Consider the following 20,039-nt stretch of genomic DNA (forward strand, 5'->3'; position numbering starts at 1 on the left):
TGATAATAGTTTTATAAAAACAGTCTCAAAATGATATTTCGTATCATTTTGAGACTGTTTTTATTTATATTATCTTTATTTCATATTCTTTTATCTTTCTATATAGGGTTGCCCTACTCATACCCAGTGCCTTTGCTGCACAGTTAATAGACTGATTTCTATTTTGGAAATATAGAAGTGCCTTTTCAATTTCTTTTTTTTCTAATTCTTTAATAGGAGTTATGCCCTCAAAACAACTCTTATCTCCCATCCTATTTTGTCTTATTAACCTATTAGGCAAGTCTTTTTCTTCTATAATATTAGTAGTACACATATTAACAGCATATTCTATAGTATTTTCTAACTCTCTTACATTTCCTGGCCACTGATAATTCATAAAAATATTAAATACATTTTCATCAACTTGATTAATGTGTTTTCCTAACTTATCATTGCATTTTCCCAATAAATATTCGACCAATATAAATATATCGTCCAATCTATATCTAAGGGGTGGAATATTAATAGGTATAACATTAATTCTATAAAATAAATCTTGTCTAAATTCTCCGTCTAAAACCTTTTTTTCCAGATCCTTATTAGTTGCTGCGATTATTCTTACATCTATTGGTATAAGTTCTTTGCCCCCTACCTTTTCTATCACATGGTCTTGTAGTACCCTTAAAAGCTTAGTTTGTAAATGTAGAGGCATATCTCCTATCTCATCAAGAAAAATAGTTCCTTTATTGGCCAATTCAAATTTCCCGGCCTTACCTCCTCTTATAGCACCTGTAAATGCTCCTTCCTCATATCCAAAAAGTTCACTTTCCAAAAGTTGTTCTGGAATTGCAGCACAATTTATAGCAATAAATGGCCCATTATTCTGATAACTATGTAAATGTATTGCTCTTGCAAATAACTCTTTTCCAGTTCCGCTTTCACCTTGAATTAATATAGTAGAAGTTGATCTTGCAGCTCTTTCTGCCTTAAGCTTTACATTCTTAAATGACATACTATTTCCTATAATATCCTTAAAGTTAGTCATAATATTTCCAGTAGTAATATCGTTTACAATGTTTAATACTTCAGAAAGATTACTAAAGGTAAACAAGAAGCCAAAATTTTTATTTTCTAAATTAATAATATTAGCATCAAAAACACCTCTAAAACGATGTTTGGCTGTGTTATATATAAATTCAATATTCTTTACTCCTACACATTCATTTACTAGTAATGTAAAATCAAAATCTCCAATAAAATCACTAATATTCATTTTATCAGCAATATTTTCGTCAATTTTAAATAATTGAATTGCCTTTTTATTATAACGCAGTACCTGACCAATATTGTCAACAGCTATAATTCCTTTATCTACAGAATTTAGTACAATTTCTAACTCCCTTGCTAAGAGCTTAATTTTATCCGTATTTTCTTGTTCTAAAAGCTTAGATGAAATCAAGTCTGCCATCTTGTCTAAAAACTTAATTAGATTTTTCTGATTACTAACAATAGCACTTCTTTGATCTTCCTCAAATGCAATTAATCCAATAACACCAACTATATGATTTTCTATCTTAATAGGACAACAAACCTCTGCATACTCATTGCAATCTCTTATATTATCACACCTTAAACACGCACTATGCTTCCCTGGATTTTCTATAATAAAACTTTCTCCTTGCCTTAGTGCAAATCCAAAAACAGAGTTATTACTTACTGTCTCCCCAATTCTCCACTTATAACAGCCTGTACCAGCAATCCTATTGAGCTTATTGTCAACAACCGTTACATCTACTTTTATAACACTAGATATTGCTTCTGAAATATTTTGAACACTGGATACAATTTTTCTTAAATCCATTTTCAATCATCCTTTTTAATACATTAATCTGATATCTAATAATCCTAAGACCCAATGTGAACTGAGCCATTGTTTATATTGAATAAGATATAGGTATCCCTATATCTTATCCATATCAGTTATATTTTCTTCAGCAGTTTCATGTTTTCCCATTAACACTCCTGCTACTAATGCAGTTACTGGGATACATAAAATAAGTCCTATACTACCTGCAAATGCACGTATAATTTCTGTAGCTATAATATCTAGATTAATAATTTTAGTAAAGTCTTCTTCATAAGCAGTAAACAGTAGCAATAATGGGATAGAACTTCCTGTATAAGCTAATATAAGAGTATTAGCCATAGTACCCATAATATCCTTACCTACATTCATACCAGACATTATTAAAGTCTTTGTTGACATAGTAGGATCTGCATTTCTAATCTCCTCCATAGATGAAGAAATCGACATACCTACATCCATAACTGCCCCTAAAGCACCCATAATAATACCAGCAAATAATAGTCCTTTAAAATCAAACTTTATTCCTTGTGGTATATACATTAACATTACCGCTTCTTCGCTAGATAATCCTGTAAGCTTAACTTTCGAACCTATAACATAAGCAATTAAACCTGCTACAAAAACTCCGCCTAGCACTCCAATAATTGCCGCATAGCTTTTTCTATTCATACCACTAACAGTTAAAATTGTTACAACTGTAATAATAAGGGCTATACCAATTGTTAATAATATAGGATTATAGCCTGCTAGTAATCCTGGTAATAATCCCTTTAATACTAATAAAATAGTTAGTATTAGAGTAATTATTGTTTTTAAGCCCTTTACTCTACCAATAATTAATATTAGAGCAACAAATATTGCGGCGACAATGTAAACATATGTATCCCTTAAGTGTTCAGAAATATATACCTCTACACTACCATCCTCTATCTTTTCAACTGTAACTAATACTTTATCTCCTGGTTCTACATCAATGTCATATCCATAACTTCCAGTTAAATTATGAGGTATTTCAAATTGTTCTCCTTTATATTCACCGTTTAATATTTCAACTTTTACCATCATAAGCTTTGTAAAAATTGGATTATCAGGATCATTTTCTAATTGTTCAACATTTAAAATCTTTGCCTTTACCAGTTCTGACTGAACTTGCTCTGTAGTTCCTATTTCACCCTCTGCATAACTAAAGGTACTAGGACTTATAATTATCAATAATGCGACCAATATTAAAATAAATTTTTTCAATATATCGTCCCCTCCTTTATATTTATATGAATAATTATACTATAAACTAATAGGCCTTAAATTTCAATGCTTTGAAAAAAATAAAAAAGTTATTTTTGTAATATGGATTTACCTATTTTACTTTTTTGGGTAACTTAACTATAACTTTAGTTCCCCTATCCTTCTCACTTTCCACTTCAATTCTACCACCATGTTCCTCTATTAACGATTTAGTAATAGTAAGACCTATGCCCGTACCTCCAGTTTTTCTATTTCTAGAAATATCACTTCTATATAATCTTTCAAATAAATAAGGTATATCCTTTTTATCTACGCCAATACCATTATCATTAACTGTAATAACTACCTCATTTCCATTATCCTCTAATCCAACCTCCACTCTACCACCTGTATTAGTAAACTTTAATGCATTTGAGAGTAGATTAATAATTACTTGTTTAATTTTATCCCGATCTCCTACTAAAAAAACATCCTCCATTATATTACTATTTAAAGTAATTTCCTTTTCTATAAATTGTGACTTAAAACCTTCAACAACTTCTATTATTTCTCTAGACAAATTATAACTTTTATTTTCTAATATAATTTTACGATTATCTATATCAGTTAAATATTTAAGTTCTTCAACAAGTTTAATTAGACGTACAACCTCATTTTTACAAACATTTAACCTTTCTTCAGTAGGTTCCCACACGCCATCAATTATAGCTTCAATATGGCTTTGTAGTACGGTTAGAGGCGTTCTTAATTCATGCGAAATATCAGAAGTCAACCTTTTTCTTAATAATTCTTGTTCACCTAAGGACTTTGAAAGATGGTTTATAGATTTAGACAGTTCTCTTAACTCAATAATATTGTTATTCTCATCCACCTTAGTATCCAATTTACCATCACGTATATCATTTGCTACCTTAGTTATTTTTAGAATAGGCTTTGAAAAAACTTTTGATGAATAAAGTCCTAAAATAATAGAAGCTAAAATTGAAATAAGTGCTGCATAAAATATAGATCTATTGATTCCTTCTGTAAAGATAACATCACTTTCAGATACATAAAAAGGGCCTACATAGCCAATATCAACAGTTCCTATTTTATTATTATCCACATTTAATGTATAACTTGTCTTAACATAATCCTCATTTTTCGCTAACTCATCCATACTATTAGAATAATTTTTCCTCATCATCCCATGTCCCATTCTTTGCATCATTCGATTATGATGACTTATCATTGTATCATCTAAAACATCTTCAAAAATAATATTATCTTTACTATCCTTAATTACAATATCAAAGTCACTAGTTAAAGGAGATAAGTTAATATAGTGTAGAACATTATTTGACCAAGAACCATCTGCAATATATGCTTCATAGATCATATCAACTACTGCATCTATTTTTTTATCCTGTTTCGTAGCCATGTATATATCAAACTGATTAAATAGTGTAACGTTAGTAATAAAACTCACCAATACAATAGCAAATATTGATCCACCCATAATAAGCAAAATAAGTCTAGACTTAAGTTTATTAAACATTCCTATTCCTCCACAAATTTGTATCCTACACCATAAACAGTAACAATATATTTAATATCTTTGTCTTCAATTTTTTGTCTTATGTTCTTGATATGGGTATCTATTGTTCTATCATAGCCTTCATAATCATATCCAAGCACTTTCTCAATTAATGAATCTCTCGAGAAAACTACACCTACATTTTGAGCCAATAAACTTAAAAGTTTAAACTCTGTAGCTGTTAAGTCTACCAGCTTACCTTGTTTTTTCACTTCCATATTTGTAAAATTAATTGTTAGATCTCCCTTATGGAGTTCTACTATTTCAGTAGCTATTCTATCTCCAGCTGTTCTTCTTAAAATTGCCCTAACTCTAGCTACTAATTCCTTCGGACTAAATGGCTTAGGCATGTAATCATCTGCCCCGATATCTAATCCATATATCCTGTCACCTTCATCGACCTTAGCTGTTAGCATTAGGATAGGTACATTTGATTTTATTCTTATTTTCTTACACACCTCTTCTCCCGACAAATCAGGCAGCATTAAGTCTAATATAATAAAGTCAATTTCTTTCTCATCAAATATATTTAAAGCTTCTTGACCTTTATATGAAATTAATACAGTATAGCCTTCTTTCTCTAAATAGGCCTTTACAACGCTAACTATATTTTCCTCATCATCCACTACAAGAACAGTTTTAGTGCTATTAATCATTCTATCATCTCCGTTCTCATTTATTATACTACAAAATACCTCTATTCATTTCTGAATAGAGGTATTTTGTTATTTATTTAGTGAGCTTCATCGCTTTTTATTATTGTTTTTCTTATTAAGTCTACCGGTATAATCATTACTGAGAATATCAATACAATCAACCATTCGTTTAATGCAAGAGGAGTTGTTCTTAAAACCACACCGCCTATATATGTCATAACTACTTGAATAATTACAATAAGCCCCATAACCTTTAGGAAATCTTTATTTTGACCAATATGTTCGAATATATTCATGTTTGATGTTCTAGCATTAAAGCTGTTAAATACTGCAGTTAAAATAAAGAAGCTGAAAAACGCAGTCATATGGTGTAGTCCTTGACTTCCACCTATAAACATATCTCCAACAGTTTTAGAAGTTAAGAAGAATATACTAACTAATGCTGTAAAAATTCCCCCTACGCCTATTGAAGACCACATATATTTTGAAAGAATATTCTCGTCTCTTCTTTTTGGCTTTTCATTCATATATCGCTTAAGGGCTGGCTCTCCTCCAAAGGCAAGAGCAGCTAAAGTATCCATAACTAAATTAACCCAAAGCATTTGCGTAATAGTCAGAGCTTCATGGATACCAATAAATGGTCCTATAAAACTTATAAATACGGCTGAAACATTTATTGTTAATTGGAAAATAATAAACTTTCTAATACTCTTAAAAATTGTTCTTCCATATAACACTGCTCTAGCGATAGATTGGAAGTTATCATCTAAAATAACAATATCTCCGGCTTCTTTTGCCACCTCTGTTCCAGAACCCATAGCAAACCCAACATCAGCTTGCTTTAAAGCAGGAGAGTCATTAACTCCGTCTCCTGTCATACCAACTACAAGGTTAAGCTCTTGTGAAATCCTTACAAGTCTAGATTTATCAGTAGGCAATGCTCTTGCTATAACTCGAATATTTGGAAGCATTTTTTTTAAATCCTCATCTGATATTTTTTGTAGTTCATCAGAAGTTAATACTATTTGATTTTCATCCGTTAATAGACCTGAATCTCTTGCAATAGATACTGCAGTTTCTTTTCTATCGCCAGTAATCATAACAACCTGTATTCCTGCTTGTTGCACTTCACGAATAGCCTTAGTAGCCTCTGGTCTCACATCATCTCTTATACCTAGAATACCTACAAGAGTCAGATTATCAAATTCTCCATCTTCATCTAATGCTTCGTCAGAAGTTGCTATAGCTAATATTCTAATTGCCCTTGAAGCCATTTCATTCATTTGATTTTCTATTTCTTTATAATTTTTGAAAGTCTGCTTATCCCCATTTTCATCATAATAAAATTTACACTTAGAAATAATTTTTTCTGGTGCACCTTTTATTAGGGTTAAGTTATAATCACCATCAACTTGACTAGCTGAATACTTTTTATCAGAGCTAAAAGGCATAGTTTTTACTTTTTTTACATTATAAAGATCTTGTCTCTTGCTATGATTTATAAATCCAAGAACAGCTCTCTCTGTAGCATTACCTCCAATTATTTGATATGTGCCATTATCCTTCTCTGGCTCACTAATGAGAGCATTTGTATTTTCAGTTAATGATAAATGTAGTATTTTTTTTAAGTTATTTTGAATAGAGTCATAATTATTATACTTTTGAATATCTCCAGTTATAAATTCCACTACCTCAAGCTGGCCTTTAGTAATTGTACCAGTTTTATCTGAAAACAATATATTTAGACCTCCAGCAGTTTCTATACCAACTAGCTTTCTAACAAGAACGTTATCCTTAAGCATTTTTCTCATGTTTAATGAAAGCACCATAGCTATCATCATAGGTAATCCTTCTGGAACAGCAACAACTATAATAATTACACCAAGAATAATAGCTGTTACTAAATCATTAACGGGATTGGACCAATTGCTAAAATACGTAGCAATTTGTGCCATATCAAAGTTGTTGTCAATTACTGCTCTTTGAAAAAAGTATGCAATAGTTATTAATCCACCGCCGATATATCCAAACATCGAAATTTGTTCTGCTAATTTTTCAAGTTTGATTTTAAGTGGAGATTCCCTGTCTTCGATCTGCATCTCTTGGGCTAGTTTTCCATATTGTGTATTATCACCTACAGTTATAACCTCCATAACACCTTCACCACTTACTACAACAGTTCCCCTAAATAGTTTATACTCGTTGAAAAAGCTTTTTTTCTTTTCTTCTTCTGTCTCAATATAATCCTTAGGCATAACAAATTTCTTAGCTTCTTTAGACTCACCATTTAAAGTTGCCTGGTCCACTCTTAATTCCCCATCAATCAACTTTCCGTCTGCTGGAATTAAATCTCCTGACTGTAGGACAACTAAATCTCCTACAACAATGTCATCTATTAATACTTCTTCTATTTTACTATCTCTAAATACCTTAACCTTGATTTTGGATGCATCTTCTTGTAATTTCTGAAAAGCATTTTCATTACTATGTTCTGACCAAGTACCTACAAGTGTTGCAAGTAAAACTGCAACTGCAATACCTGCTGATTCATACCAATGAGCTTTACCCATAAATACAAATATAACATTGATGACCAGGGCAAAAATTAATATTTTTATAATTGGATCATTAAAATTCCCAATAAACTTTTGCCAAAAAGTCTCAGTTTCCAATTGTGTTAGAGAGTTAGACCCATTCTTTTGTCTTGATAACTCTACCTCATTTTGACTTAAGCCTTTAAAATGATTATTCACTATTATCTTCCTCTTCCTTTGTGATTTTTATTGTTTCCAATTTAACATACTTAGTATAGAAATTGGAAAATATATGTATGTCCCTTATAATGATAATTATATTACAAATCTTATGTTTTTCATAGTATTAAATGTATTTTTTTAAATAATTAATAAATATTTTTAATTTCATTAATATATATAGAAGTTATATTAATATTTTTAATATAACTTCTATATGCCTTTAGCTTCCTTTGCCCACTGACTTATATTATTTTCTTTACCATCTTGATTATACTTTATACCTATAAATTCTAATATTCCCTTAGAAATTCCTAAGGCAGTTTTATATATGAAATTTTGATCCCCTAGTAACCTCTCCCCATCTATATTACTAATAGGTATAAATTATAAACTCCTAGATTTTTTGCTAGGAGTTTATAATTCGAATTAATATGTAACTATCTACTAATCTACTTTTCTTCTCTCTTTATAAACAGTGCTTTTCCTATCTCATTAACTAAAATTATTGATAGCGAAATTCCTATAACAATAATCCAATCCATAAAAGTTAAAGGTGTAGTACTAAATATATTATTAAAGATTGGTATTTGTACTATCGCTGATTGAAGAACTATTCCTAGCACTATTGAATATATTAAAAACTTATTCCTAGATATACCTGTTTTAAAAATAGACTGTTTTAAATTTCTATTATTCATTGAGTGGAATAACTGAGATATACTGAGTACTAAAAATGCCATAGTCTGCCCATGAGTCAAGTTTCCATCCTTTAGTCCATATCTAAATGCTATTAATGTAATTATACCTATAAAGAACCCATTTAGAAGTAAATATATAAGCCCACCTTCTGCAAAAATACTTTCATCTTGACTCCGTGGTTTTTCTGTCATTACATCGGCAGTACCAGGATCTACTCCTAAAGATAAGGCAGGGAGTGTATCAGTAACTAAGTTTACCCATAAAATATGAATTGGTCTCAATGGAATAGACCAGTTTAATATTATAGCTATAAATAGCGCAAAAAGCTCCCCGAGGTTACAGGATAGTAAAAATAAAATAGTTTTTTTAATGTTGTTATATATATTTCTGCCTTCTTCTACTGCTTTAACAATAGTAGCAAAATTATCATCAGTCAAAATCATATCAGCGGCTTCTTTAGATACATCACTGCCCGTAATTCCCATTGCAACTCCAATATTAGCTGCTTTTAGTGATGGTGCATCATTTACTCCATCACCAGTCATAGAAACAACATAGCCTTTAGATTGTAAAGCTTTTACTATCATTACCTTATGCTCAGGCTGTACTCTTGCAAATACTCTATACTGATCTATAATTTCATTTAATTCTTCTTGTTGCATATTGGCTAGTGTTTGACCTTCCATTATTTGGTCTATATTTTGACTAATGCCTACTTCATTAGCTATGGCAAAAGCTGTATCCTTATGATCTCCAGTTATCATTACAGTTCTAATCCCTGCACTGTAACATTTTTCAACAGCTTCCTTTACTTCCTCCCTTGCAGGATCTATCATACCAACTAATCCAATAAACGTTAAATTGCTTTCATATTCTTCTCCATCTTTTTCCTTATAAGCTAAGGCTAATACTCTTAGAGCTTCCTTTGACATATTAGCAGCATTATTATGTATTTCATCTAGATAATTTTCAATAGGTTGCTTCTTATCATCTAATAATATATGAGTAGTCTTTTTAAGTACTAAGTCTAATGCGCCCTTAGTAAAGACTATATCCTTTCCATTATACTTATTTACAGTAGTCATCATCTTTCTATCAGAATCAAATGGTATTTCATCTATACGTGGAAAATTTTTATCTATACTGCTCTTCTTTAAAGAAAGAACACTTCCCATATCTAAAAGTGCTATTTCAGTTGGATCCCCAACAAGGTTACCTTCATTACCAGCATCATTACATAGCATAAAACCATCTACTAATAATCTATCCTTTTCTGTTAACTCCTCAACTGACTTTAAATTATTATTATAATATACTTTAGTTACTGTCATCTTGTTTTGAGTAATGGTTCCAGTTTTATCTGAGCATATAACGTTAACAGAACCTAAGGTCTCTACTGCCGGCAACTTTTTTACTATAGCATTGTGCTTTATCATTTTTTGTACGCCTAATGCTAACACAACAGTAATTACTGCTGGAAGTCCTTCTGGAATAATAGCAACTGCAAGAGATATAGATACTAGAAGCATTTCCATTAAATTCTTACCTTGCACAATAGCGATACCAAATATTAAAATACAAATTAAAAGTGCTCCTATTCCTAAGTATTTACTTAATTTTTCTAATCTCTTTTGCAATGGAGTTTTAATTTGTTCTGCCTTATCTATCATAGCTGCAATTTTCCCAATTTCAGTATTCATGCCTATTGATGTAACAACACCAATACCTCTGCCATAGGTGGCATAACTAGACATGAAGGCCATGTTTTTTAAATCTCCTAATGCCGTATTTTCTTCACTAACAATGCCATCTATTTTTTCTACCGGAACTGATTCTCCAGTTAAAATAGATTCATCTATTTTTAAATTCGCTACTTCCACAAGCCTTAAATCTGCAGGTATATAACGTCCTGCTTCAATATGTACAATATCTCCAGCTACTAATTCCTCCACATGAACTTCTTCTAAAACTCCATTTCGTTTTACTAAAGTTTTTGGTGTGGAGAGCTTTTTTAAAGCATCTAAGGATTTTTGTGCTCTATCTTCTTGTACGAGCCCAACCACTGCATTTAATACTATTACTATCATAATTATAACTGCATCACTTATCTCTTTCATAATAGCCGAAACAGCTGAAGCTACAATTAATATATATACCATAGGTTCATTTAATTGATCTAAAATTTTCATAAATAAAGATCTAGGTTTAGCAGCTGTTAGCTCATTTCTACCATTCTTTGCCCTTTCAACTACCTGCTCTTTTACAAGTCCATTTTCTAAATTTGTATCTAATTCCTTTAATATCACATCTTTTTCTTTATTGTACATATGATTACCACCTTCTTACTTTTTATAAATTATATTACTTATTTTAATATATCCATAATTTATATTCATAACACTATTATTTTAATTTATCTCTTATATTATTAGTTTAGTTGCGTAACAAAATAAACTACCTATATATTATTAGTAATCTATTTTATAATTTCTTCAAAAATGCAAAAATGAACCTAGTAGTGAAAACCACTAGATTCATAGCTAGAGCATATTTATTCCTATTACTTAATATATTACTATGCTTTTCAAATAAAATAAGTTGAATGTCTACATATGTATATATTTTATCAGTTTATTCTAATTCCAAATCGAGCATCCAGTATTTATCTACTTGTATTATGTCTTTCTCCTTCAATTTTAGAGCTTCTTTAAATATAGGTCCATCTATTACTACAGTATGAAATTCACCATTTTCCCCACAAGCATCTATGCCTAATTCCTCAAGCTCAGTTATTAGAGTTTTGTCAAATAATCTTCCTAAATATTCTTTAGAAAGTTTTTCACCATTTACAGTATTAATAATAGACTTAAAGCCTCTATCAACAAACTCTTCAATAATCGCTTTACGCTGCTCTCCCCAAAGAGGATGAAAAACTTCTATATCTGTATCTTTAAATGTTTCGAGTAGCCACTCCCTATGAGCTAGTATGTCTATGTCACCAAATATACCCATATTTATTCCCTTACTCTCTAGTATACTCATTTTTTCTTTAAATGCCTTCTCATATCCTCCCCATGTTGCCATTCCATGGATAAAATCTATATCCAAAAGCTCTGCATACTTTTTTATTATTTCTGGTTTTAATCCATGGCCCCTAGATCTTGAACCATCCTCATTAAGCATAGTAAATAAATATTCTACTTTAATTCCTTTTTCTAATGCTCTGTAAAGAGCAAGACAAGAATCTTTTCCACCACTCCAAGAACAAAAAGCTCTATATCTATTATTCATACAATCACTCCCAGTCTAATCAATTTTCCTTAACTAATTAATAGTATATATTATTTTTTTGTGTTTTTCATCCGTTAACATTTTTATCCCGGTATATAATATAAATACATTTGCCAAACCTGATAACAAGCATAAAAAAATAAGACTCAATATAGAGCCTTATTTTTTATATTTAATAAATTATTTTTCTTTTTCCATTTCGATAATAAGCAAGTGTGAATTTTCGTTAGCTGTTATCAAAATATCTTCTTCAGTAATCTCCATAGCATCTCTGGCATTTAATATATTATCTTTTATTTGTGAAGAGCCTTCTATTTGTACTAAATACGCTTGCCTACCTTTTTGAACTGAAAAATCTATTTTATTTTTCTCATCTAACTCTAAAACATAAAAATTTACATCTTGATTTATTTTTATTGGTGCATCCCCATCTTTGCTAGAAACTATATGCAACCACTTGTTTTTTCTCATTTCCCATTCAAATTCATAATCTCCATAGCTTGGAGTGTGTCCCTTTTTATCTGGAATAATCCATATCTGTAAAAGCCTTGTAGTTTCATGGCCAAAATTATGTTCACTATGATACACTCCTGTTCCAGCACTCATATACTGAACATGCCCGCGAGTAATGGTACCTTTATTACCCATACTGTCTCCATGGGTTAATTCACCATTTATAACATATGAAATAATCTCCATATCCCTATGAGGATGTGTATCAAACCCTTTGTTCGGTTCGATTAAATCATCATTTATAACTCTCAGTACTCCAAAATTCATATTTTTTGGGTTATAGTACTCTGCAAAAGAAAAATGAAATATACTTTTAAGCCAGCCTAAGTCACTTCTCCCCATATTACTATTTTCTAGTTTTCTTAACATAATATCACCTCACTTACTTTGTTTTGTATAAATCTAATACCCTTATTTCTTAATATTATTTAAAGACCTTTATTCTTTCTTCTAGTGGAATAAATTCCTTATCACCAGCAGGGGCTGTTGGTTTTCCGAAAGGCATCTGTGCAATTAGCTTCCAGTTATTTGGTATATCCCACTGTTTCTTTACATCCTCTTCAATAAGTTCATTATAATGCTGTAATGATACTCCCATTCCTTCGATTGATAGAGAAGTCCAAATTACATATTGATTCATACCAGAAGCTTGTTGTGACCAAATTGGAAAATTATCTTTATAAGCTGCAAATTGTTGTTGCAGTGATTCGATTACACTATTATCCTCAAAAAACAAAACTGTACCATATCCATTTTTGAATGAGTTAATTTTTTCTTCAGTAGGAGCAAAATTATTTTCTGGAACAACCTTTCTTAGAGCCTCTTTTGTTATATCCCATAATTTATCATGGTTTTCATTAAATAAAACGACAACTCTTGCACTCTGAGAGTTAAATGCTGAAGGAGTATACTTTACAGAATCGTTTATTATTTCCTGAATTCTTTCATCTGAAATAGTTGTTTCTTTACTAATCCCATAAATTGTTCTTCTTTCTTTTACAGCAGTATAAAAATCTTTTGTCATTTAAATCTTCCTCTCTTTTTTAAAATTAATTATGAATAGTATCTGTATTCCTAAAAATTTAATGCAACTGTCTTGTTATTCTATTAGACTATTACTACTCACCTGCATTTTAAAATTTGTCTTTATGTTTTAAATAATTATTGTTATACTAAAATTATATACCATATTGTTAAATATAGAAGTATGCACTTTTAAGTAAGGTACTATACGAAAGGATAGTGATATTTATTATGAAAAACTCAAAAGAATTACACTCTAATTGTCCGATTCAGTATACATTAGATATGATAGGCGGAAAGTGGAAGCTTGTTATATTATGGCATCTGACAAATGATAAAGTAATGAGATATGGTGAAATAAAGAGGAGCCTTACTGGAATTACTCATAAAATGTTAAGTCAGCAATTAAAAGAACTCGAAGCTAATGGATTAATACATCGTGAAGAATATCCTCAAGTTCCTCCAAAGGTTGAGTATTCTTTAACAGAACTAGGGAAATCTCTATTACCAGTTTTACAGAGCATGAGTGAGTGGGGAGAGAAAAGTCTTTTATAATTGTATTTTAAAAACAGTAAGACTCCAGTTGTATAGAGTCTTATATTTTTTCTATTTATTTACCTATGTATCCAGCTTTCTCAACTACTTTGTCCTTCATCCGATTAATGAATAGTACTCTACTTTCTCCCATAGCGGCTTCACCATCTTCTATCAAATTATCATAAACTTATAATTATATATTTCTTCTTTTTGCCAATAATATCTTTTATATTTTATGAAATTTTACATAAAGTAGTGAGTTAAAACAAGAAAGTATTGTGATAGTAATAAATTAGACTTTTATTGCCTTTATAATAGTTTTCTACGAATTACTACTTCTAAGCTGCCTAACATATACCCTCTTCCATATCTCTAAATAATCTAGCACAAATTAATGTCTCTTTAGGTATTTCTCCATGATCTTCATAGCTCCACAATGCTGATAATACTGAATGAGCTACTCCCCAACTAATTAGCCGCTGCTTATCATATCCTAATTCCTTTGAAAAAACATGTATCCGGCGAGCTAAAGTCTCCTTTGGATTATTGGTTCTCAGTAGATAATTTCTCATATAATTTACTGGTTCAAATACTGGATCTCCAACTACTCCTTTGGGATCTATTGCTTTCCAACTCGTATTTGTAGATAATATATTGTCATGGTGCAAATCTCCATGTAATAACATATTCTCTTCCGTTGAGTCTACCAAATAATAATAATTTATTTCTGCTCTCTCCAATAAGTCCTCAGAAAATGGCTCCATTCCATTACCAAAATGCTTCCTTAAATTTTCTAAATCCTTAGCCCAGTACATCAAGCTTTTAAATTTATGTTCTTTTGGCTCCTTAATCTTAATTCTAGACATTAACTTAGCTGCAACTAATGTTGCTTGATCATCATCTTTTAAAGTTGACAATAAACTTCCAGGAGTCAAACGTTCTAGAAGCATGGCCCCTAAATTTTTATCATAATCCAGTAATCTAACACATCCTTGCCCAGCATATAATTTTAATGCTTCAACCTCTGATAAAAACTCCTTTGATTGTATCCCTATCTTTAACACTACTTCTTGATTAGTTCCGCTTATAGCCCTAGCTACATAATTATATGATAAGTTATCAAACTCATTAATCTCAGTTAATGACCACTTAGAAGCACAACTTTTTAATAGTTCTGGTAACCTATATAAAAACTTTTTTCCCTCTTTTCCATATACATCTATTACTGTATCTTGAAATTGGCTTATCATAAATGTTATCCCCTTTATATTGACAGCGATTTCTTAGCTACTTAATAATTATTAGGAACTCATAATTCACATGTTTTATATAACTCAATTTTTTTATATACTCTCTCTTGAGAATTGACATAATTATTCCATCCTCCAGTTTTCCCTTTATCAAATCCCCTTCTCTAACTATTCCTTCTTGAATTAAATGATATTACTGGGTAAAAATAATCGAATTTTGCTACTTCAGCATCACTTAGCATTTCATATAATTGTTCTACATCTTTATCTCAACTTGTCGAAGAATTAATCTTTCTGTTTCTAATTTAGGGAATGGAACAAAACATTTATTTACCATCAAAATCACACTCCTACAATTGATATAAACTATATCCCTAATTTGTTGTTCTAACATTCTTTCTAGCTCTAATCCGATAAAAAAATCTAGATGCACTATCGTTCAACTGTCTTTTATATTGTAATTGTAAAAACTTACTTAGAAATGACATATACCGTCTCTGTGTTTGCAAGGACCATGAACCTAACCTAATGCAAAAGGCATGACGGCTGAAAGTTAGGACGGAGGCGTTAGTCGGAGCCATAAATCGACTTGTTAGATGATATACCACAGACCTCCTATCATTGAATTACAAGGGCTTTCTAAAACTTAAGCAGTACATTAAATCTTTGCAGATATTTCTAAGTTCAATTTCCATCATGCCAGACGGGATTAAGTCAACTGGTGCCGAAGTTGTAGCTTCTTTAAAATAATTACTAACAACGGGTGTCTTCTTATATGTCGTTTCTATTAGTTTCTCTGTTTCGTCAACTATAATAATCTTACTCCCTGGCTTTGCAATTCTGGTCATTTCCCTTATTGCCTTTTCTTTATCATTGAAAAAATTTATACCTCCGACGTGATATACAACGTCAAATGCCTCATCTTTAAAAGGAAGTTCCTCCGCATTACCATAAAATAATTCTGCATCTAACCTCCACTTTTTCAAGTTTCTTTTACATGACTTCAACATTCTCTTAGAAATATCTAACCCAAATAGTTGAATTCCTTCTGGCAAAAATGGAAAGTTATCACCAGTTCCACAAGAAATCTCTACAACTCTGTCGCCTCTTTTGATTTCTAGTTCCTCAAGAAATTGATTTCTATATTTTGCTTCTCCACCGAATTTAAAGTAAAAATAAACTTTATTACTAAAATTATATAGAGGTGCAATTCTGTCATAAAGCTTTTGGTATTTTAGATTAGAGCCTATAATATCTTTTTCTTCCAAAAACCAAGGAATTCCTTCTTTAATAAGATAGGTTCTTTCTGATTGCTCAAGCATCAAAACTCCTTTCTCCAAAGTACCTTCAAAAAGTTTTAAACGTCCTTTAGTTTTAGGATCGCAAAGTATATTTAATGTTGACTCCTTCATGCACAGCACATCTCCTTTATAATTAAGTGGTATTCCATTTAACGTTTTTGTATTTGCTACGTCTCTGAACCGAACCCTAATAGATTAGCTTCATTTTCAAAGTATACAATTAACAATAATCTAAATATAACTACTAGATTAATTTAATAAAATTCTTTTGATCTTTTCTATTTATATAGCCATGTTTTTCATAAAATTTGTGAGCGTGTATTCTATTGTAACCAGAAACTAACCTTATCCCCATAAAAGCCTTTTCTTTAGCTATATTTTCTAATTCAGTAATTAGTAGATGACCAATGCCACTTCTTCTAACTTTCTCTTTAATCACAAGGCCTAAAACATTCATTAAAGAATCAGAATAAAGTAGTTCATATGGACTTCCATGTATGTAACCAACTACTTCACCGCCTGATTCTGCTACTAAAATAACATCCTCTGTATTCTCCAAAATATAACGTATCCGCTGCTCAGTCTTTTCTTTTGGGTATTCATATCCCAAATCGCAATTAAGTTCAAAAATATCCTTAAAATCTGATTGTTTAATTTTTCTTATTTTTATATCACTCATTTTTATAAACCCCTTATTTTCTAATCAAAATAATTATATACTCCATTTGTTGGGTAGTTTATGTTATTTATAAAAGCGGAACATTGTTTTCTGTTTTTGAATATAAGAACTTTTGATATATGTACCCAGTTTTGTCGCCAAAATAATTTGTCAAGATGAATAACAGATAAATTTAATTTTTTTTGCAAGTTGTTTAGCAAGTGTTGATTTTCCACTGCCACTACAACCAATAATCATTATTCTGTTGAAACTCATTTTTATCATCACCATGCTTAAAGCATATACTTTTTGCTCGGTCTGTCATGTAACGCCCTCCCCATTCCCGACACTTACTGACACCAAAATCTTGCCAAATAGGGTGAGTGTAGTCCGACATGATACCTAATAGTTCTCTCAAAGCCTAATCCCATTACGGTTCCCTAACTGACCTATAAGAGTGAATGGACGTATTAAGCAAAAGACTCTACTTCCCTGCTTTCCTTACACGTGTTTAAATGTCGACCAATTATTTTCTCTCGCCCATTTCAGTCGATCTTCCAAAGTATTGTAATGCAGTTCTAATTTGTGACCATCTGGATCAAGAAAATAAAATGATTCTCCCTCTGATGTATTTTCTTTGAATGATTTTACTCCTGCTTTTTCAAGTTTTTCTTTTAGACTCTTAAAATCTGAAGATAGGACATTAAATGCAATATGTGTATAATCCCCCGTAGGTTCTATAATTCTCTCTTCATCAACATTTAAAGCAATCCACTGATTCCCAGCTAATAAATACGCTCCTTTTTCCCATTTTCCAACTAATCTAAGTCCTAACAAATTAACATAAAAATTCAAAGATCGTTCTAAATTTATTATTGCAAATGTTATATGATTAATTCCGTTTATCACTTATTGTTCCTCCTTCAACTAATCTCAGATAATAACATGGAGCTACTACCTATTATGATGGTAGCTTACCTATAGAGCAACTATGTATTTTAATGTGTATGAGAAAGAAAGCTAGGCCTATTAAAAAGTTACTCTAATTCTATCTCCATTTCTATTATTGAATCTTCATTTTCATCAATAATCTCTACACTTATCTTACTCACAATAGTTTCAAAAACATCAATTACTTCCTTTGATTCTTCAATTGCTGATTTATACTTCTCTTCACTTTCTATCTTTCCAACAGTCATATGAGGATTATAGCTACCCATCTTTAGCCATTGAGGAAAATATTGCTCTAATATTCCAGTATAAAGCTTTCTATGGATTTCAACGATTTCATTTTTACCATTCTCGATATTTAAGAAAAGATAATTTCCAAAGGATTTTACTGGTGTTATACCCTTAAGTGTAAGGTGGAATGGGTTTATTGAAGATAAAACTTCTTCTAAGTGCTTCTTGAGTTGACTATATTCTATGTTGCTTTTAAATGGAAATACAAGTGTTATATGTGGTCTAACATGACTTGCCAGTGGATCATACTTTGCTCTTATTTCATCAATAACATCCATATTACTAAACTTTGGAAAAATCATAATACATCTTTGTAACATTCTACATCCTCCCACCTTTTATCCTATTAATATGCTCATCATAGAATCCTTCTCTTTATCTTATATACTTTAATAAAATACATATAATGCTACATAAAAATAATAAAGATCGTGCTTCATTAGTCATGATTTGTGACATACCAGTTTGGAATATATGTTTTAAAATCGTCATACCATTTCAAAACACTTTGCGACTGTTTAAGCATTATATTCACTTCTTCCTCTCCAAAAGGGATAGCCCAAGGTATAGATGAAAGCTGATTAATTCCAATATACAACGCCATTAATCTAAAAAACAAATCAGGTACTTTATTATCAAAATATCCGTTAATATATCCCGATGCAAATGCAGGACTCGTACTCACACAAAATGTAATTCGGTTAAATTCTTCCCATGGATCCCCATAATCCATTCTATTAAAATCAACTATACCTAATTCCCCTTCTGGTGTAATAATCATATTCCCAACATGATAATCTCCATGTTGAAAAGACTGTGGTCGATTTAACAGAAGAGAACGATTGTGTTCAATATATTCAATTATTCTATCAGCACCATGAAAATGAATACTACAAGCTTTATAATTAGCTATTTTTTTATTAATTTTACCATTAAATCTTTCTGCCCAACTGGGTTGGTTTTGAGGGGCAGGAGTTCTATGTATCTGCTTAAGAAACACGCCAGCCTTAGTGCCTAGATTGTATTGTTCTTTATTATCAAGTTTGGGGAGTATAACTTCAGCATCTTCACCATTAATCCAAGTAAGCAAAGAATAAACGAATTGACCGTTATTGCAAATTCCAAAATCAATGGGACGAGACATTAATATATCCATGTTAATAAGTAATTTTAAGCTTTCAAATTCTTTTTTCTTATTTTCATATTGTGTTATGTCTGATACTCTAAGTAATAACTCCTTTCCATCTACGGTTTTTATATAATACTTTTTATCATCTGACCACCCTTTATTAATCGGTTTTGCTATACTCCAGTTATTAGAACCAGGAATATCATTAAAAGATGCTATCAAAATTTCATCCCCCTTCATAAATAAAGTATCACGTTTTTATTTACTATTTAATTGCAAGATTATACTTAAAGACATATAAATAGTCTTATTTCATA

The 20,039-nt window shown here is 30.8% G+C and carries 16 protein-coding genes; 1 reads left to right on the top strand and 15 read right to left on the bottom strand.

The genetic code is table 11. The features are described from left to right. Positions 1-64: 64 nt before the first annotated feature. From KQI88_RS11615 to KQI88_RS11655, 9 genes are all read right to left on the bottom strand, one after another. Positions 65-1,840, bottom strand: a complete 1,776-nt coding sequence (locus tag KQI88_RS11615; RefSeq protein ID WP_216417478.1) for a sigma-54-dependent Fis family transcriptional regulator — start codon at positions 1,838-1,840, stop codon at positions 65-67. 99 nt (positions 1,841-1,939) lie between these two features. Further along, positions 1,940-3,091, bottom strand: coding sequence for a YibE/F family protein (locus KQI88_RS11620; protein WP_216417480.1), 1,152 nt, complete (start codon positions 3,089-3,091; stop codon positions 1,940-1,942). 112 nt (positions 3,092-3,203) lie between these two features. Then, entirely contained in the window at positions 3,204-4,628 is a 1,425-nt protein-coding gene (locus KQI88_RS11625) for a sensor histidine kinase (protein ID WP_216417482.1), read from the bottom strand. A gap of 2 nt (positions 4,629-4,630) precedes the next feature. Then, positions 4,631-5,323, bottom strand: coding sequence for a response regulator transcription factor (locus KQI88_RS11630; protein WP_216417484.1), 693 nt, complete (start codon positions 5,321-5,323; stop codon positions 4,631-4,633). 77 nt (positions 5,324-5,400) lie between these two features. After that, positions 5,401-8,076: a calcium-translocating P-type ATPase, PMCA-type gene (locus KQI88_RS11635; RefSeq protein ID WP_216417486.1), complete on the bottom strand. Its 2,676-nt coding sequence runs from the start codon at positions 8,074-8,076 to the stop codon at positions 5,401-5,403. Between the two features lie 452 nt (positions 8,077-8,528). Continuing rightward, on the bottom strand, positions 8,529-11,105 hold the full coding sequence (locus tag KQI88_RS11640; protein ID WP_216417488.1) for a calcium-translocating P-type ATPase, PMCA-type: 2,577 nt from the start codon (positions 11,103-11,105) through the stop codon (positions 8,529-8,531). A gap of 304 nt (positions 11,106-11,409) precedes the next feature. Next, on the bottom strand, positions 11,410-12,069 hold the full coding sequence (locus KQI88_RS11645) for a Dph6-related ATP pyrophosphatase (RefSeq protein ID WP_216417490.1): 660 nt from the start codon (positions 12,067-12,069) through the stop codon (positions 11,410-11,412). A 180-nt stretch (positions 12,070-12,249) separates the two neighbouring features. Next, entirely contained in the window at positions 12,250-12,951 is a 702-nt protein-coding gene (locus tag KQI88_RS11650; RefSeq protein ID WP_216417492.1) for a pirin family protein, read from the bottom strand. 55 nt (positions 12,952-13,006) lie between these two features. Then, on the bottom strand, positions 13,007-13,606 hold the full coding sequence (locus tag KQI88_RS11655) for a nitroreductase family protein (protein WP_216417494.1): 600 nt from the start codon (positions 13,604-13,606) through the stop codon (positions 13,007-13,009). Between the two features lie 230 nt (positions 13,607-13,836). On the opposite strand from KQI88_RS11655, the gene KQI88_RS11660 reads away from it, so the two are divergent. Further along, positions 13,837-14,160 (top strand): winged helix-turn-helix transcriptional regulator, encoded by a 324-nt coding sequence (locus tag KQI88_RS11660; protein ID WP_216417497.1) that lies wholly within the window; start codon positions 13,837-13,839, stop codon positions 14,158-14,160. 329 nt (positions 14,161-14,489) lie between these two features. Here KQI88_RS11660 and KQI88_RS11665 read toward each other — a convergent pair whose 3' ends face one another. The 6 genes from KQI88_RS11665 to KQI88_RS11690 all read right to left on the bottom strand — a co-directional run bounded on the left by KQI88_RS11665 (position 14,490) and on the right by KQI88_RS11690 (position 19,944). Beyond that, entirely contained in the window at positions 14,490-15,392 is a 903-nt protein-coding gene (locus tag KQI88_RS11665; protein WP_216417499.1) for an aminoglycoside phosphotransferase family protein, read from the bottom strand. A gap of 626 nt (positions 15,393-16,018) precedes the next feature. Continuing rightward, positions 16,019-16,804, bottom strand: a complete 786-nt coding sequence (locus tag KQI88_RS11670; protein WP_216417501.1) for a methyltransferase domain-containing protein — start codon at positions 16,802-16,804, stop codon at positions 16,019-16,021. A gap of 133 nt (positions 16,805-16,937) precedes the next feature. Beyond that, positions 16,938-17,372, bottom strand: a complete 435-nt coding sequence (locus KQI88_RS11675; RefSeq protein ID WP_216417503.1) for a GNAT family N-acetyltransferase — start codon at positions 17,370-17,372, stop codon at positions 16,938-16,940. Positions 17,373-17,852: 480 nt separating this feature from the next. Next, a complete protein-coding gene (locus KQI88_RS11680; RefSeq protein WP_216417505.1) occupies positions 17,853-18,260 on the bottom strand; it encodes a fosfomycin resistance glutathione transferase in 408 nt (135 codons plus the stop codon). A gap of 128 nt (positions 18,261-18,388) precedes the next feature. Further along, positions 18,389-18,913 (bottom strand): 2'-5' RNA ligase family protein, encoded by a 525-nt coding sequence (locus tag KQI88_RS11685; protein WP_216417507.1) that lies wholly within the window; start codon positions 18,911-18,913, stop codon positions 18,389-18,391. 119 nt (positions 18,914-19,032) lie between these two features. Further along, positions 19,033-19,944: an aminoglycoside phosphotransferase family protein gene (locus KQI88_RS11690; RefSeq protein WP_246579269.1), complete on the bottom strand. Its 912-nt coding sequence runs from the start codon at positions 19,942-19,944 to the stop codon at positions 19,033-19,035. Positions 19,945-20,039 lie beyond the last annotated feature (95 nt).

The organism is Alkaliphilus flagellatus (genome assembly GCF_018919215.1).
Lineage (GTDB): Bacteria > Bacillota > Clostridia > Peptostreptococcales > Natronincolaceae > Alkaliphilus_B > Alkaliphilus_B flagellatus.